This window comes from Ensifer sp. GW821-FHT05G01 (genome assembly GCF_059419585.1).
Genome location: NZ_JBWKSC010000005.1, coordinates 34,188 through 49,439, shown reverse-complemented (window position 1 = coordinate 49,439; position 15,252 = coordinate 34,188). Strand labels below are relative to the sequence as shown.

Annotated in this window: 15 protein-coding genes; 7 read left to right on the top strand and 8 right to left on the bottom strand. The window is 63.1% G+C overall.

Features of this window, described 5'->3' with window-relative positions; genetic code table 11:
• The first annotated feature begins 11 nt into the window (after positions 1-11).
• Together AC07UR_RS13920 and hemA are read left to right on the top strand one after the other, a co-directional pair.
• Entirely contained in the window at positions 12-809 is a 798-nt protein-coding gene (locus AC07UR_RS13920) for an FAD binding domain-containing protein (protein WP_209790504.1), read from the top strand.
• A gap of 225 nt (positions 810-1,034) precedes the next feature.
• Complete coding sequence (gene hemA, locus AC07UR_RS13915) at positions 1,035-2,249, top strand: 5-aminolevulinate synthase (protein ID WP_173418205.1); 1,215 nt, start codon at positions 1,035-1,037, stop codon at positions 2,247-2,249.
• Between the two features lie 280 nt (positions 2,250-2,529).
• On the opposite strand, the gene dxr is transcribed toward hemA, so the two are convergent.
• On the bottom strand, positions 2,530-3,714 hold the full coding sequence (gene dxr / locus AC07UR_RS13910) for a 1-deoxy-D-xylulose-5-phosphate reductoisomerase (protein ID WP_209790505.1): 1,185 nt from the start codon (positions 3,712-3,714) through the stop codon (positions 2,530-2,532).
• A 248-nt stretch (positions 3,715-3,962) separates the two neighbouring features.
• Here dxr and AC07UR_RS13905 point away from each other — a divergent pair, with 248 nt between their 5' ends.
• The 3 genes from AC07UR_RS13905 (at position 3,963) to AC07UR_RS13895 (ending at position 5,611) form a co-directional block, all read left to right on the top strand.
• Positions 3,963-4,688 (top strand): META domain-containing protein, encoded by a 726-nt coding sequence (locus tag AC07UR_RS13905; protein ID WP_173418203.1) that lies wholly within the window; start codon positions 3,963-3,965, stop codon positions 4,686-4,688.
• 234 nt (positions 4,689-4,922) lie between these two features.
• On the top strand, positions 4,923-5,084 hold the full coding sequence (locus AC07UR_RS13900; RefSeq protein ID WP_112805350.1) for a Thivi_2564 family membrane protein: 162 nt from the start codon (positions 4,923-4,925) through the stop codon (positions 5,082-5,084).
• Positions 5,085-5,242: 158 nt separating this feature from the next.
• On the top strand, positions 5,243-5,611 hold the full coding sequence (locus AC07UR_RS13895; RefSeq protein ID WP_209790506.1) for a VOC family protein: 369 nt from the start codon (positions 5,243-5,245) through the stop codon (positions 5,609-5,611).
• A 21-nt stretch (positions 5,612-5,632) separates the two neighbouring features.
• Here the strand turns inward: AC07UR_RS13895 and AC07UR_RS13890 are convergent, their stop codons facing one another.
• Together AC07UR_RS13890 and AC07UR_RS13885 are read right to left on the bottom strand one after the other, a co-directional pair.
• On the bottom strand, positions 5,633-7,465 hold the full coding sequence (locus AC07UR_RS13890) for an ABC transporter ATP-binding protein (RefSeq protein WP_209790507.1): 1,833 nt from the start codon (positions 7,463-7,465) through the stop codon (positions 5,633-5,635).
• Between the two features lie 44 nt (positions 7,466-7,509).
• Positions 7,510-8,709 carry an aminotransferase class V-fold PLP-dependent enzyme gene (locus AC07UR_RS13885; protein WP_209790508.1) on the bottom strand — a complete coding sequence of 400 codons (1,200 nt, stop codon included), beginning with the start codon at positions 8,707-8,709 and terminating at the stop codon, positions 7,510-7,512.
• A 229-nt stretch (positions 8,710-8,938) separates the two neighbouring features.
• On the opposite strand from AC07UR_RS13885, the gene AC07UR_RS13880 reads away from it, so the two are divergent.
• Positions 8,939-9,718: an IclR family transcriptional regulator gene (locus AC07UR_RS13880; protein WP_173420906.1), complete on the top strand. Its 780-nt coding sequence runs from the start codon at positions 8,939-8,941 to the stop codon at positions 9,716-9,718.
• Between the two features lie 19 nt (positions 9,719-9,737).
• Here AC07UR_RS13880 and AC07UR_RS13875 read toward each other — a convergent pair whose 3' ends face one another.
• Genes AC07UR_RS13875 through AC07UR_RS13860 form a run of 4 tightly spaced genes read right to left on the bottom strand, consistent with a single transcriptional unit; the run spans position 9,738 to position 13,299 of the window.
• Positions 9,738-10,229: a RidA family protein gene (locus AC07UR_RS13875; RefSeq protein ID WP_234902830.1), complete on the bottom strand. Its 492-nt coding sequence runs from the start codon at positions 10,227-10,229 to the stop codon at positions 9,738-9,740.
• 44 nt (positions 10,230-10,273) lie between these two features.
• The gene (locus AC07UR_RS13870) at positions 10,274-11,485 is read right to left on the bottom strand and encodes an amidohydrolase/deacetylase family metallohydrolase (RefSeq protein ID WP_209790509.1); all 1,212 of its coding nucleotides are present in this window, start codon (positions 11,483-11,485) and stop codon (positions 10,274-10,276) included.
• 3 nt (positions 11,486-11,488) lie between these two features.
• Positions 11,489-12,358 carry an ABC transporter permease gene (locus AC07UR_RS13865; RefSeq protein WP_412728363.1) on the bottom strand — a complete coding sequence of 290 codons (870 nt, stop codon included), beginning with the start codon at positions 12,356-12,358 and terminating at the stop codon, positions 11,489-11,491.
• Positions 12,358-13,299 (bottom strand): ABC transporter permease, encoded by a 942-nt coding sequence (locus AC07UR_RS13860; protein ID WP_209790510.1) that lies wholly within the window; start codon positions 13,297-13,299, stop codon positions 12,358-12,360. The genes AC07UR_RS13865 and AC07UR_RS13860 overlap by 1 nt, the downstream gene beginning before the upstream one ends.
• Here AC07UR_RS13860 and AC07UR_RS13855 point away from each other — a divergent pair.
• The gene (locus tag AC07UR_RS13855; protein WP_494700481.1) at positions 13,298-13,444 is read left to right on the top strand and encodes a hypothetical protein; all 147 of its coding nucleotides are present in this window, start codon (positions 13,298-13,300) and stop codon (positions 13,442-13,444) included. The two genes, AC07UR_RS13860 and AC07UR_RS13855, sit on opposite strands and share 2 nt — an antisense overlap.
• Here the strand turns inward: AC07UR_RS13855 and AC07UR_RS13850 are convergent.
• On the bottom strand, positions 13,414-14,943 hold the full coding sequence (locus AC07UR_RS13850; protein ID WP_209790511.1) for an ABC transporter substrate-binding protein: 1,530 nt from the start codon (positions 14,941-14,943) through the stop codon (positions 13,414-13,416). The two genes, AC07UR_RS13855 and AC07UR_RS13850, sit on opposite strands and share 31 nt — an antisense overlap.
• Positions 14,944-15,252: the final 309 nt, after the last annotated feature.

Below are 15,252 nucleotides of genomic sequence, written 5' to 3'. Positions count from 1 at the left end.
GAGGACGCGTCATGTACGAGACCCAATATCACCGGGCGTCTTCCATCCAGGATGCCGTCAAGCTCCGGCAGGCCGCAGGCGAGGGCAAATATCTCTCCGGCGGGATGACGCTGATACCGACGATGAAGCAGCGGCTTGCCGCACCGACCGACCTCGTCGATGTCCGGCAAATCTCTGAAATGAAGGGCATAACGGTGTCCGGGAGAACCGTCAGGATCGGAGCGGCGACGACGCATTTCGAGGTGGCGTCCTCGGCCGAGCTTGCGGCCGTCTGTCCGGCGATCGCAGGGCTTGCCAGCCACATCGGCGACCCGCATGTGCGCCACATGGGCACGATCGGCGGCTCGATCGCCAACAACGATCCGGCAGCGGACTACCCCTCGGCGATGCTGGCGCTCGATGCGACCATTGTCACCGACCGGCGGGAGATCGCCGCCGGCGATTTCTTCACCGGTCTTTTCGAGACGGCACTCGAAGACGGCGAGTTGGTGACGGCGGTCACTTTCGAAGCGCCGGCAAAGGCCGGTTACCAGAAGTTCGCCAACCCGGCCTCGCGCTACGCCATGACCGGTGTCTTCGTGGCTAGGCGGGACAATGGCGACGTCCGCGTCGCGGTGACTGGGGCCGGGTCGAACGGTGTCTTTCGGCACAAGGGCATGGAGGCAGCACTTTCGGCCAACTGGTCGCCGGATGCGCTTGCCGGCGTGACGGTGGATCCGTCCGATCTGCTGTCCGATATCCATGCGGATGCCAGCTATCGCGCCAATCTGGTGAAGGTGATGGCAAAACGCGCGGTCGCGGCGGCATGAGCGGATTGAACCCGTTCTGATGCGACAAAAAGGGCGGTTTCGGCCGCCCTTTTTTCGTCCAAGCTTGACTTCGATCAAGCTTGGAGGGATTTACATGCGCTAAGGCTTTCTTTGGAACGGTTCAAAACTAGAGGCCTTTTGCCGCAGGCGGCGGGCGCATCGCATTGCGGGGTTGACCCCCGATCGCTTTGAATCAAAAAAAGCGACCGGGCACTGGAGAAGATGATGGATTTCGAGAATTTCTTTAAAACCGAGCTGGATGGGCTGCATCAGGAAGGTCGCTACCGGGTTTTCGCCGACATCGCTCGCCATCGCGGCAACTTCCCGAAGGCCGCGCGCCACACGGCTGAAGGCATCCAGGAAGTCACCGTCTGGTGTTCCAACGACTATCTCGGCATGGGCCAGCATTCCATCGTCACTGAGGCGATGAAGCGTGCCATCGACGAATGCGGCGCCGGTGCCGGCGGTACCCGCAACATTTCCGGCACCAACCACTACCATGTGCTGCTCGAGCGCGAGCTCGCAGATCTGCATGGCAAGGAATCGGCGCTTCTGTTCACCTCGGGTTACGTGTCCAACTGGGCAGCGCTCGGAACGCTCTGTTCGAAGATTCCCGGTGTCATCGTCTTTTCGGACGCCGGGAATCACGCTTCGATGATCGAGGGGATCCGTCATTCCAAGTGCGAACGCGTCATCTTCAAGCACAATTCGGTAGCAGACCTCGAAGCCAAGCTGGCTGCAGCCGATCCGCGCGCGCCAAAAATCATCGCGTTTGAATCCGTCTATTCGATGGATGGCGACATTGCCCCGATCAAGGAATTCTGCGATCTCGCAGACAAATACGGCGCGATGACCTATCTCGACGAAGTGCACGCCGTCGGCATGTACGGCCCGCGCGGCGGCGGCATTGCCGAGCGCGAAGGTTTGATGCATCGCCTGACTGTCATCGAAGGCACGCTGGGCAAGGCTTTCGGCGTCATGGGTGGCTATATCACCGGTTCGACGGCGCTTTGCGATTTCATCCGCTCGTTTGCATCAGGCTTCATCTTCACCACGGCGCTGCCGCCGACGCTTGCGGCCGGTGCGCTTGCCTCCATCCGTCACTTGAAGGAAAGCCAGGTCGAACGTTTCGCCCATCAGGAGCGCGTGCGCCGGTTGCGCTCGATGCTCGATCAGCGCGGCATTCCGCATATGCCGAATCCGAGCCACATCGTGCCGGTCATGGTTGGCGACGCCGCCAAGTGCAAGTGGATCTCCGACCTGCTGCTCGACCATTTCGGCGTCTATGTGCAGCCGATCAACTATCCGACGGTGCCGAAGAAGACCGAGCGCCTGCGCATCACCCCGACGCCGCTGCATTCGGATGCCGACATCGACCATCTGGTCGGCGCGCTGCATTCGCTGTGGTCGCGCTGTGCGCTGGCACGGGCTGTCGCGTAACGTTCGGCTTATATTTTCAGAACGCTGCCCCTCTCCTCGGGTTAAACCCGAGGACTAACCCTCTCCCCGCTTGCGGGGCGAGGGGGCGAGGACGACGGCGGAGGTTCCGCGTCTGTCGGACGCAGAAGCACTGTCTCGGCCTGATATTGGGGAGCCAAGGCCGAGAACGTCAGCGATTGATCGGAGCGGGTGCAGCAACGTCCCTTCGCCCCGCCTGCGGGGAGAAGGTGCCGACAGGCGGATGAGGGGCAGACCCTCCACGCGATGGCGAAGTACCCAATCAAGCCAATTGCTGCAGCAGCCCGGCCGCCAGTTGCCGGGCTTTTTCGTCGGCGGCAAAAACATCGTCCATGGTGACGGCCGCAGGCAGGTCCGACAGTCTGTCCATCACCTGTTCGACGATCTCGGCCATGGCAAGGAACCCGGTGTTCCCGGCGATGAAGGCCTCCAGCGCCGTCTCCTTGGCGCCGTTGAGCACAGCACCCTGTACCCCGCCCTCTTCCATGGCGCGGCGCGCCAGGCGGATCGCCGGGAAACGCACTTCATCGGGCGCTTCGAAATCCAGCCGCGACAGCTTGGCGAAATCGAGCCGTTCGATCGGCAGGTCGCAGCGGCTGGGATAGGAAAGCGCATAGCCGATGGCGGTGCGCATATCAGGGCAGCCGAGCTGCGCCAGCACCGAACCATCGGTGTAGCCGACCATCGAGTGGATGACCGACTGCGGGTGCACGATCACCTCGATCTGCTCCGGCTTCAGCCCGAACAGATGCTTCGCCTCGATCATCTCCAGCGCCTTGTTGAACATCGAGGCACTGTCGATCGAGATTTTCAGGCCCATCGACCAGTTGGGATGGGCGCGGGCGACATCGGCGGTCACGTGCCGCATCTCGTCCAGCGACTTGGTGCGGAACGGCCCGCCGGAGGCTGTCAGGATGATGCGTTCGACGGCGTGACGCTGATGCTCTTCCAGCACCTGAAAGATGGCGTTGTGTTCGCTGTCGACCGGCAGCAGCCGGCCGCCGCCCTTTTTCACCGCTTCAATGAACAGGCTGCCGGCTGAGACCAGGCATTCCTTGTTGGCAAGGGCAATATCGGCCCCACGGCTCGCGGCGGCGAGCGTCGGGGCGAGGCCGGCATTGCCGACGATGGCCGCCATCACCCAATCAGCGTCGCGTTCTGCTGCCTCGATCAGGCCGCTGCGGCCGGAGGCGGCCGCGATGCCGGTGCCGGCAAGCGCTGCCTTGAGGCTGGCGTACTGGCTGTCATCGGCGGTGACGGCAAGCTCGGCGCCGTGAGCGATCGCTTGGCGCGCCAGAAGCGGGATGTTGCCGTTGCCGGTGAGTGCGACGATCTCGAAGGCGTCGCGACCGCCCAGCCGCTCGACAACATCCAGAGTGTTGGTGCCGATGGAGCCGGTCGAGCCCAGGATCGTCAGTCGGCGCTTCGCGTTTTCGCGGGGTGCCATGCCAATTCCCATATTCTTGTTCGCTCTTCCAGCGTTCCAGCGGGGGCGCAAGCGCCCGGTGGGGCGTGCCACGCTCGCTCCGACGGAGAGAAGCCGCGTTTTGGTTTTGCCGAAAACCGATGCCGATGTTTCGGGGTATGCGCTAGGCTCTACAGGCGAAATCGATGTGCAACAAGGGCGCGGTCTTCAATCCGACGTGTGATCGGGCTAAGAATCGGGTCACGAGTCGAAGCGCCAAGGAGTTCCCGATGCTGAAAGTCGCCACAGCCCTTTCCTGCGCCTGCGTGCTGATCGAAATGGCCTCGATGCAGACGGTCGCTGCCGAAAACGTGCCGCAGGCGCTGGTCGGCACCTGGCTTGCCGAGGATATCGCCGGCCGCGGGGTCATCGACAATCTTCAGTCGACATTGGAGATACGCGACGACGGCACCTATGGCGGCATGGCCGGTTGCAACCACTTTACCGGAACCTTCAGCCTTTCCGGCGCCAAGATCACCTTCGGACCGGCCGCCTCGACCCGCAAGATGTGTGTGCCGGCGGTGATGGATCAGGAACGCAAGTTCCTCGACGCGCTGCGCACCGAGCTCACCTGGACCGTCGAAGGCTCTAAATTGATGCTGGGCAAGTCGGCCGGTACGCCCGCGCTGACGCTTGCGTCCATGGCTGCAGGCGGTTCCAACAGCGTCGATATCGCGATTTCGGTGCCGGGTGCCGAAACGGTCGATCGTCAGCAGGTGCGGTATGACTGCGGTGGCCAGACGGTAGACGCCGAATACATCAATGCCGGCCCAGTCTCCCTAGTGACGTTTACCATCGACGGCAACTTCACCGTCGCTTCCAACGTGATTGCCGCATCGGGTGCAAAGTATGTCGGCGGCCAGTACATCTGGTGGACGAAGGGCGACGAGGTGACGTTCTACGATGCGACGAAGGGCGACAACGACGCCGGGATCGTCTGCAAGGTGGCGAGCTGAGATCTCGTGCCTCGTCGCAGAGGGCTGCACGGGATAATCGGCGCCTGAAGACGACGGCTGTCGCCGCCGACCGGGCTCTGGTTTCAGCGCAGGCCAACGCCATATCTTCCGGCCGCCAAGCCCGTCGAACAGGGCCTCGATCTAAATAAGTGTTTGCCGATACTGGAACTTTTCGGCTCGCCTCATAGTTACAACTCTGACGACTTCGCGTCGCCTTACAAAGGGAGTTTGTCTATGGGGCTTCTCATCAGCATTCTGATCACGTTCCTGGTTATCGTGCTCGTGCTTTATCTGGTCCAGCGCCTGCCGATAGACGGCCGCGCAAAGCAGATCGTCCAGGCGATCGTGCTCATCATCGGCATCATTTCGCTGTTGAAGTACCTGGCCGTCTTCTGACGCAGCCTCTTGTACCAAACGGCTACAACGATCTGACAAGGCCGCCGGCTCCGTAAACGGAGCGGCGGCTTTTTCGCGCTGGCTTCATTTCGATGCTGACAGAAACTGACAGTGGCATCCGATAGCTTGCGATCATCTGATAATGGAGATGATCGACGATGCTGAGCCCAAACCTCATCCTGCTTTACGTGGAAGATCCTCAAGAGAGCGCCGCTTTCTACACGCGGCTGCTTCGCTGTGAGCCGGTTGCGGCCTTTCCGAACTATGTCGCCTACGCGTTTGAAGGCGGACTTACCTTCAGTCTCTGGTCTACGAGCGCTGCCAACTTCTTATCATCCGGCACCGGCCATCGGATGGAGGTTGCCTTCATGGTCAAGGACGATGCCGAGGTCGAGCGGCTCCACGCGGAATGGCGCGAGGCCGGTGTGTCGATCGAGCAGGACCTGATGACCGCCGTCTTCGGCCGCACTTTCGTCGCACTCGATCCCGATGGCCATCGCCTGCGCGTCTGCACGCCGGACAAGTGACGGCGCAAATCCGCGCTGGTTTTAAACCTGCACGAAGTGCTGTGCCGAAATTTGGCGAAATTCCCGTGCCGCAACGACATAATCGGGTGCTCGCATAGGGCTCTTGATTTCGTCGCTTGAGACATTGCGCCTAGTGTGCCGCCGGGTCGGGTCGGCGATCGGAACGGCGGCCATCAGCTTGCGGGTATAGGGATGTTGCGGGTTCTCGAAGATGTCGGCGCGCGGGCCGATCTCGACGATCTCGCCGAGATACATCACCGCGACGCGGTGGCTGACACGCTCGACCACCGCCATGTCGTGCGAGATGAACAGATAGGCAAGGCCGAGGCTCGCCTGCAGGTCGAGCAGCAGGTTGATGACCTGCGCCTTGATCGAGACGTCGAGCGCCGAAACAGACTCGTCGGCGACGATGACCTTCGGATCGAGTGCCAGAGCCCGGGCAATGCAGACGCGCTGGCGCTGGCCGCCGGAGAATTCGTGCGGATAACGCGCCGCCATGTCGGCCTGCAGGCCGACGCGCTCCAAGAGGTCGGCGACCTTTTCGCGGGCCTGGTTCGGCGTGCCGAGCTTGTGTTCAAGATAGGGCTCGGCAATCGCAGCGCCTACGGTCATGCGCGGATTGAGGCTGGCGAAGGGATCCTGGAAGATCATCTGCATGGTGCGGCGCATTTCGCGCAGCGCCTTGCGGTCCATGGCGAGCACATCCTGGCCATTCAGAACGACCGATCCGCTCTGCGGCTCGATCAGACGCATGATGGCGCGGCCGGTGGTCGACTTGCCGCACCCGGATTCGCCGACCAGCGACAAGGTCTCGCCGGGCTGCAGGCTGAAGGAGACGTTTTCGATGGCGTGCACGCGGCCCTGCAACCTGCCGAGCAGGCCGGCGTGGATGTCGAAGCGCTTGACGAGGTTCTTGACCTCGAGGATCGGACGGGTCTCGGCGACCGTGCTTGCGCCTTCGACCGGCGTATCCGGCAGGCCGGTGGTGCTGTCGATGATGGGAAAACGCAGCGGTTGCGGCACGCCCTTCATCGAGCCGAGCATCGGCACGGCCGAGAGCAGCGCGCGGGTATAGGGATGTTTTGCCCGCAGGAAGATGTCTTCCGTCTGGCCGGTTTCGACCGCCTCGCCGCGGAACATCACCACGGTGCGGTCGGCGATCTCCGCGACCACGCCCATGTCGTGGGTGATGAACAGGACCGAGGTTCCTTCTTCCTCCTGCAGCACCTTGATCAGGTCGAGGATCTGCCCCTGGATCGTGACGTCGAGCGCGGTCGTCGGCTCGTCGGCGATCAGCAGCTTCGGGCGGCTGGCAAGCGCCATGGCGATCATCACGCGCTGGCGCATGCCGCCGGAGAAGCGGTGCGGGTATTCGTCGAAACGGGAGGCCGCCGAGGGGATGCGGACCTTGTCGAGCAGACGGATCGTTTCGGTCCTTGCCTCCGCCTTGCTCATCGGCCGGTGGCAAAGCAGTGCCTCGGAAATCTGGTCGCCGATGGTGAACAGCGGATTGAGGCTGGTCATCGGTTCCTGGAAGATCATTGCCACGTCGTTGCCGCGCACGCGGCGCATGTCGCTTTCCGGCAGGTTGAGAACATTGCGGCCGCCGAGCATGACCCGGCCCTCGGTGCGGCTCATGTCCTTTTGCAGGAGGCGCATGATCGACAGAGAGGTCACGCTCTTGCCCGAACCGGATTCGCCGACGATCGCCACCGTCTCGCCCGGCATGACCGAGAAGGAAATGTCCCGCACCACCGGCTTCCAGGCGCCGTCGACCAGAAACGAGGTCGTCAGGTTCTCGACCGAAAGCACGGGGTCTTTCGATGGATTGGTGGCAGCGGCGGTGCGGGTCATGTCGTCCATTCCTTGTCGTTCGGCACGGGGGCTAAGGGTCTGTCTCAGTCGGGCCAGCGCAACAGGCCGGCGAAGCGGCGGGTGTTGCGCTCGTGGAGCGGCGTCGCGATGATCTCGTTGGAGCTGCGCGCCTTCGTCAGTTCCTCGGCAAGGCGGGTGGCCACGACGGTTTCCTGGCCGGGATGCAGGTTGCAGGGGTCGAGATAGAAGTAATTGTGCTCGACCTCATGATCGCGCACGATGATCGGCGGCGTGCCGCGCGCCAGCGCATCGGCGAGATCCCAGGCGGTGATATGGGCTTCCTGCGGATCGATGCTGACGCGCAGGCGGTCGAGCGGGTTGCCGGTCGGATCGGCCTCGATCACCGGCTTGATGCCGGGACGGCCATCGAGTGTGTCGCGCCACAGGTTCAGATAGCCGGCCTCGCGGTCGCGGATGCCCTGGTGGTCGCGGGTTTCCCAGGCGATGAGCGCGGCCATGACACCGAGCATGCTTTCCTTGCCGACCTTCATGCCGCGGCCGATGCCGAGGTTCTGCAGGAAGGCGTTACGCACCAGCGTCTTTTCGCCGGCGACGATGCCCGAGGTCGGACCGCCCAGGAACTTGTGGCCGGAATAGAGAACGATGTCGGCACCCTGCTCGAGGAAGATCTTCAGGTCGTATTCGGACGCGGCATCGACGATGACGGGCACGCCCTTGGCGTGGCACGCCTCGGCGAATTCCCTCAAGCCGACCAGGCCATACTGCACCACGTGATGGGAGACGACATAGACGGCGGCCGCCGTGCGCTCATTGATGGCGCCTTCGATGTGATAGCGGTAGGCCGACGTTGCCTGGCCGACCAGCACCGGCTTGCCGCCGGCAATGCGGATCGCCTGGTCAACCGGCGCGCCGTAGCTGACGACATGGCCCATCTGGATGATGACTTCGTTCTTCAGCCCTGTGGCGTCGGGCAGGCGCTCGATCGCGGCAAGATCGTTGCCGGTCATGGTGCCGGCGACGGCAAGGCTGATGCCGGCCGAGCAGGACGCGGTGACGAAGCCGGCCTCGGCGCCGGTCAGCCGGGCAATCACCGGGCTGATCTTGCGCTGCAGGTCGTTGATCTCGACGAATTGCGGCAGTATGCCTGTCATCGCGTCGATCGCTTCCGGGACCACGATCGACGCGCCGAGGCCCGTCATCGTGCCGGATACGTTGATAACGGGACGAAGTCCGAGAGCTTCGCGGATGTCGCGGTCAGGCATGGTGGTCTCCATATGATTTTCTGGCAGTCGAAACCGGCAGGCTATTCCGTTTTCGCGGAATATCTACCATAGTAATGAGATATGAGCCGGCTGTTTCGGATCGGCGAACTGGCCGTTGTGGTGGGTGAGGCGGATAGCCGTTGCTCACCGCCCAACTGTTGCGAATTTCGAATTGCACGGGAGCAGACCCTTGGACAAGACGACGATTGCCGCCGAGCCCGGCGAAGACATGGAGCCGGCCGGCAAGACCCGCCGCTCGCGCGTGAGCGGCATGGACCGTGCACTGCAGGTGCTCGACTTCCTCTACGAAACCGGCTCGCCGAGCGGCGTCTACGCGATTGCCAAGGCGGTCGGAGCGCCGCTGTCGACCGCCTATGTCATCGTCGACGACATGGTCGAAAAGAACCTGCTCAGCCGCGATGCCGATGGCCAGGTCTGGCTCGGCGACCGGCTCTACCACTACGGCCTTGCTTACGCGCGCTCGCTCGATTTCCTCGGCGTTGCCACGCGGGAGATGCACGATCTCGGCCGCGAAGTGGCCGAAACCATCCAGCTCTGCGGTCGTGATGGCGACTACATGCAGGTGCTCGCCATGGCCGACGGCCCCGGCCATTTCCAGGTGACATCCAGGGTCGGCACCCGTGTGCCGCTCAACTGGACGGCTTCCGGACGTCTGCTGGTCGGCCACCTGCCCTCCGACGAGCGGCTGGAACTGTTCCGCCGCTGCGCCCGCACGTCGCCGACCGGTCGTGCCGATATCGATCCGGCCGCTCTGTCGGCCCAGGCGGAGGCGGCGCTTAATGCCAAACTTTCGATCCAGGCCGGCGAGTCCGACTATGCGGTTGCCTGCGTCGCCGCCCCGATTCTCGACGACAAGGGCGGCTGTGTCGCGACCATCTCCATCGTTCTGCCCGAGCAGAAGATCCTCGACGATCGCAACTTCTATGCCGATCACGTCAGGGTTTCCGCCGAGCGGATCGAGAAGATGATGGGCTGGCGCAGCCATTGATCCGACCTTCCTCTGACCGTCAGTCGTGAAGCGAGACGATCGCTTCGATCTCGACGGTGATGTTGCCGGGAAGCGAACCGAAGCCGACGGCCGAGCGGGCATGTTGTCCCGCTTCGCCGAAGACGTCGATCATCAGGTCCGAGCAGCCGTTGATCACCTGCGGGTGATCGGCGAAATCCGGTACGGCGTTGACCATGCCAAGCAGCTTGACGACGCGCTTGACGCGACCGAGATCGCCGAGCGCATCATGCATGACAGCCAGCAGATTGATGCCCGTTAATCGCGCGTGCTCATAGGCGCTTTCGACGTCGACATCGGCGCCGACCTTGCCGGCGTGCAGTTGGCCGTCGACCTCGCGCGGGCCCTGTCCTGAGAGGTACAGAATGTTGCCCTCCAGCACGTGGGTTACGAAATTGGCGATCGGCGGCGGTGCCGGCGGCAGGTCGATGCCGAGCGCGGCGAGCCTCTGGTAGGGCGAAGCCGGCGCACGGCCCTTGGTCTTATGGTCCAAACTGTTCACGCGATATCCTGCCAGTTTCTGTGTTCTGTGATGGTTCAGCGGTAGCTGTAGCCGTGGCTGTGGTCGGGGCATTCCACATGTGGCGGCTGGTATCGGTTTGCCGCCACGACGTCGGTGCCCATGACCGCGTAACGCGGCTCGAAAAGTCGGTTGAGATGCGCTTCGGCGCCGAGCGAATCGAAGACGCGGAGCTCGGAATCGACCAGATCGAAGAGGGTGAATTCCGCGCGTGCACCGACGCCAAGCAGATTGTCCATCGGCAGGCGAATGACCGAGGCAGGTGCCTGGGTCACGGCTTCGACGACCTTGTCGAAGGGCATGCCGACGCTCAAGAGCTTCGACATGGTGGTGCCGAGATCCCAGACCGACTGGTTCATGCTGCGCAGATGCACGTCGGTCGAAATCGAGAACGGCAACAGGCCGCGGGCAATGGCGACTTCGGCAACCCGGAACGAGAACGAGGCGCCGCCATGGCCGATGTCGAGGCGGATGCCTTCGCCGGCGCAGCGTTCGGCCAGCTCGAACAGGTCCTCGTCCTCGATGATGCTCGATCCGGCCTTACCGTTGAAGCAATGGGTGACGATGTCGCCGGGGCCGAGGATTTCGAGCACCTCGTCATAGAGCGCCGGCGGCTCGCCGACATGCACCATCATCGGGATCTTCAGGATCTTGGCAATTTTCTTGCCGAGCTTGACCGGGGTGACGCCCCAGGAACCGGTGATCACATGGCTGGCGCGCACCTTCAGGCCGACGATATGCTCGCGGTTTTCCTGGTAGCAGGCGATGATGCGGTCGATGTCGATCGAGCGGATGTCGCTGAGTTCGCTGACGCGGTTGCAGGCGACGAGACCGATGGAGCCGAGATTGAGGAAGGCCTTGATGCGTTCGCGCGCCGGCTCGATGATGTATTCGCGGAAGCCGTGGAAATTGGCCTCACCGGCCGAGCCGGCGTCGACGATGGTGGTGACGCCGCGCTCCATGCCGCAGAGCTGCGGCCGAACGGAGATATCCGTGCCGCCGTGCCAGACATGGGCGTGCAGGTCGATCCAGCCGGGCGAGATCCAGCCACCCTTGCCGTCGATACGCTCAGCACCTTCAGGCGCTGCCAGGCCATTGCCGATGGCGGCAATGGTGCCGTCGCTGCCGATGAGGATATCGACCGTTTCGGAGGATGCCGCCATGCCGAAGGCGACGGGTTTCACGTTGCTGATCAGCACGGGGCTGGTGCTACGGGTTGCGGTGGGCATGGATCACAGGTCCTTTCTGAGGCGGGGATCGAGCATGTCGCGCAATCCGTCGCCAACCATCTGCAGGGACAGGACCGAAAGTACGATGGCGATGCCGGGAAACAGCGTCACCCAATCGGCCTGTCCGATATATTGCCGGCCCGAGGCGATCATCGTGCCCCAGGTCGGGATTTCAGGGCTGACGCCGACGCCGAGGAAAGAGAGCCCGGCTTCGGCGAGCATCGCATGGGCAAACAGGAACGTGCCCTGCACCAGGATCGGTGAGAGCAGGTTGCGCAGCACATGACGGGTCATGATGTGCGGTGTCGAGATACCGAGCGCGCGGGCTGCCTCCACATAGGGCAGTTCGCGGATGACGAGCGTGGAGGCGCGCACCACGCGCGCCAGCCTTGGTGCATAGACGACACTGAGCGCGATGATGACCGTCGTTAGCGAAGGCCCAAGGGCGGCGACGAGGGCGATTGCCAGCAGGATATCGGGAAAGGCCATCATCGCGTCGATCAGCCGGGCGATCGGCGCGTCGAGCTTCGGGAAGTACCCGGCAAGCAGCCCCATGACGACGCCGACGATGGTCGCGAGCGTGACGACGGCAGCTCCGACCAAGAGCGACAGCCGACCGGCGTAGAGCGTGCGCGAAAACACGTCACGGCCGAATTCGTCGGTGCCGAAGAACCATTGCAGGCTCGGCGGCGACAGCCGGTTGACGATCGACAGCTTGCCAGGCGCATAGGGCGCGATCAGCGGCGCGAACACCGCAAGCAGCACGAAGGTCACGAGAATGAACAGACCGAAGGCAACGGTCTTGCGTTTCAAGAGGCGGCGCAGGAACTTGGCGCGCTCGCTGACGACGGGGGGTGATACGGCGACGGTCATCAGTAGCGAACCCTTGGATCAACGAGGAGATAGAGCATGTCGATCGCGAAATTGATCAGCACGTAGAGCGCGGCGATCACGAGAAGCGCGCCCTGGATCACCGGGTAATCGCGACGGAGCACGGCCGAGACGACGAGGTTGCCGACACCGGGCAGGCCGAAGACGGTTTCGGTGACGACGGCGCCGGAGATCAACACGGCGGCGGTCAGGCCGACGATCGTCAGGATCGGAATGAGGGCATTCTTCAGGGCGTGTTTCATCACCACGCGGCGTTCGCCCAGGCCCTTGGCGCGGGCGGTGCGGATGAAGTCGTCGCCGAGCACGTCGAGCATCGACGCGCGGGTGAAGCGCAGGATCAGGGCCGAGGAGACGACCCCGAGCGCAATCGCCGGCAGGGCCAGATGGTACATGCGCTCCATAAAGGAGGAGCCCGGTCCGCCGTAGCCGGAAACCGGAAACCAGCCGAGGCGCACGGCGAGGAACTGAATGAGGATCAGGCCGAGCCAGAAGCTCGGAATGCTGGCGGCAAGCATGGCCAGTGTGGTGGCAGCCTGGTCGACGAAGGAGCCGCGCCGGTAGGCCGCGTAGATGCCGATCGGCAGCGCAATGCCGCTGGCGATCAGGATCGAAAACAGGGTGAGGAAGAAGGTCGGCTCGGCACGCTCCGCAAGCGCCGACGTGACCGGCTGGTTGAGGAAGATCGACTGGCCGAGATCGCCCTGAAGCAACTGCCCGATGTAATAGACATATTGCAGCCCCAGCGACTGGTCGAGGCCGAGTTTGGTGCGCAGTTCGGCGATGTCTTGCTGGGTCGCCTCGGGTCCGAGCATGACGGCGGCGGGATCACCCGGCGTCACGCGCACGATGACGAAGACAATGGTGACGACGAGCGCCATGACCACGATCATGCCGAACAGGCGCTGGAGGATATAGCGTATCATGGATGCCTCGAACTTCTTCCGCACGGGCGCCGGAAGGGGGGGCGCCGGGCTATTCGGCGGGCAGCGATCCCTGAAAGGGATGCCGCCCGCCGAAGGCTTCAAGTGGGTGAAGACTTACTTCTTGATCGAAGCGTTCCAGAAGTAGGGCCACGGAGCGGGTGAGACGCCGTCAAGCGTCTTGGCCTTGGCCGACAGGGCGTTGAAATCGCCGATCTTGATGAACGGCACTTCCTCGTAGATCACCTTCTGCACGTCGGCCCAGAGCGTGACGCGCTTGCCGGCGTCCGATTCGGCGTTGAAGGCATCGATCGCCTTGGCGCGGGCCGGCGTATCCCAGTTGCCCGGTGCCTTGGTCGACATCATGCCGATCAGGGCTGGCTCCGGCAGGAACGGGCTGTGGGTGATATAGATATCCCAGAGCGTCGGGTCGGCGCGGCGCTGGGTGAGCGTCGCCCAATCCACCACCTGCAGGTCGACGGTGAAGCCGGCGAGCTTCAGATATTCGGCCGCGACCTGGGCCATCTTGTAATGGAATTCGTACTGGCGGCTCGTCAGGATGCGCAGCGGCTCGCCCTTGTAGCCAGCGGCCTTCAACAGTTCGCCCGCCTTTTCCGGATCGGCGACATTGTAGCCACCTTCCGTGCCGGCTTCGGTGCGCCAGACATATTGCGCCGGATAGAGAGCGGCATCGAGCGCGTAGAAGTCGGTGCTGCCGAAGGCGGCCGCCATCATGTCTTCCATGCTGAGCGCCGTGCGGATCGCCTTGCGCAGCTCCAGGTTCTTGGTCATGCCGTTGCCGGAGTTCAGGACGAAGACCGGCCAGCCGAAGGGCTGCAGCATGACAGGTTCGGAGGCCGAAGAGCCCTTGACCCGCTCGAAGGATTCCACCGGAATGGAATCGACGTAGTCGTACTGGCCGGAGACGGCGGCCTCGACGCGGGTGTTCGGATCGGGAACCGGCACGAAACGGATTTCGTCGGCATACTGGTGGCGCGCGCCGCCGTAGCCGTTGCTTTCGCCTTCGGGCGAGACGTAGCCGTCATAGCGCTCGAGCTGGATGTACTGGTCGGCCTTGCGCTCCTTGAGCTTGTAGGGGCCGGTGCCGACGAAATCGACCATCGGCTCGGCCTGCTTTTCCGAAGGCAGCACGATTGCGGCGGAGTTGTTGAAGGCGAGCAGCGAGACCAGCGGCGCGTAGGGCGTGTTGAGCGAAATCTTCACGGTGGTCGCGTCGACGGCCTCGATGCCGGCGATCGTCGTTGCCGTCTGCTTGCCGCGCGAAGCCGTCTTCGTCCAGCGCTCGAGCGAGGCGACGACATCGGTCGCGTCCATGTCGGTGCCGTCATGGAACTTGACGCCGGAGCGCAGCTTGATCGTGTAGGTTTTGCCGTCGGCGCTGATTTCGGGCATGGCTGCCGCCAGAAGCGGGGTCGGCTTCCAGTCCTTGTCGAAGGTGTAGAGCGTCTCGAACATGTGCTGCGAGACGATGCCGACGAGGTCGGCGGTTGAGGCCATCGGGTCGAGTGTCGGCGGCTCGCCGACCGTGGCGACGTTGATGACGCCGCCCTTTTCCTGCGCGAAGGCAAATGATGCGGAGGCGACCAGCGCCGTTCCCAGAAGCAGTGCAATCCTTGCTGATTTCATCTTATGTTCCTCTCTTTTTTGTTATTTCATAATTATGTACTACGCTACTTTATATTGGAATGATAAGATCAGGCTTACGGAGATGTCAAGCCGCCGTCACACGCCAGGATGGAAATGGCGGCGGCGAAGGGAAAACGGCTCGTGGAGGGTAAGGAAAGAGGAGGGGAGTGAGGGTTGCCCGGAGCAGGCGCGCGGTGATCAAGCGCAGCCCTATGTTTGGGGCTGATCGCAGAGGAACTCATGTTCAATATCTGGAAAAATTGTTTTCTTACAATCGCTTGAGATTGGAAGCCCGCCGCATCGAGGCGG

Coding starts and splice junctions, on each gene's coding strand:
- AC07UR_RS13920 (WP_209790504.1), top strand. CDS start 12: ATGTACGAGACCCAATATCACCGGGCGTCTTCCATCCAGGATGCCGTC.
- hemA (WP_173418205.1), top strand. CDS start 1,035: ATGGATTTCGAGAATTTCTTTAAAACCGAGCTGGATGGGCTGCATCAG.
- dxr (WP_209790505.1), bottom strand. CDS start 3,714: ATGGCACCCCGCGAAAACGCGAAGCGCCGACTGACGATCCTGGGCTCG.
- AC07UR_RS13905 (WP_173418203.1), top strand. CDS start 3,963: ATGCTGAAAGTCGCCACAGCCCTTTCCTGCGCCTGCGTGCTGATCGAA.
- AC07UR_RS13900 (WP_112805350.1), top strand. CDS start 4,923: ATGGGGCTTCTCATCAGCATTCTGATCACGTTCCTGGTTATCGTGCTC.
- AC07UR_RS13895 (WP_209790506.1), top strand. CDS start 5,243: ATGCTGAGCCCAAACCTCATCCTGCTTTACGTGGAAGATCCTCAAGAG.
- AC07UR_RS13890 (WP_209790507.1), bottom strand. CDS start 7,465: ATGACCCGCACCGCCGCTGCCACCAATCCATCGAAAGACCCCGTGCTT.
- AC07UR_RS13885 (WP_209790508.1), bottom strand. CDS start 8,709: ATGCCTGACCGCGACATCCGCGAAGCTCTCGGACTTCGTCCCGTTATC.
- AC07UR_RS13880 (WP_173420906.1), top strand. CDS start 8,939: ATGGAGCCGGCCGGCAAGACCCGCCGCTCGCGCGTGAGCGGCATGGAC.
- AC07UR_RS13870 (WP_209790509.1), bottom strand. CDS start 11,485: ATGCCCACCGCAACCCGTAGCACCAGCCCCGTGCTGATCAGCAACGTG.
- AC07UR_RS13865 (WP_412728363.1), bottom strand. CDS start 12,358: ATGACCGTCGCCGTATCACCCCCCGTCGTCAGCGAGCGCGCCAAGTTC.
- AC07UR_RS13855 (WP_494700481.1), top strand. CDS start 13,298: ATGGATGCCTCGAACTTCTTCCGCACGGGCGCCGGAAGGGGGGGCGCC.
- AC07UR_RS13860 (WP_209790510.1), bottom strand. CDS start 13,299: ATGATACGCTATATCCTCCAGCGCCTGTTCGGCATGATCGTGGTCATG.
- AC07UR_RS13850 (WP_209790511.1), bottom strand. CDS start 14,943: ATGAAATCAGCAAGGATTGCACTGCTTCTGGGAACGGCGCTGGTCGCC.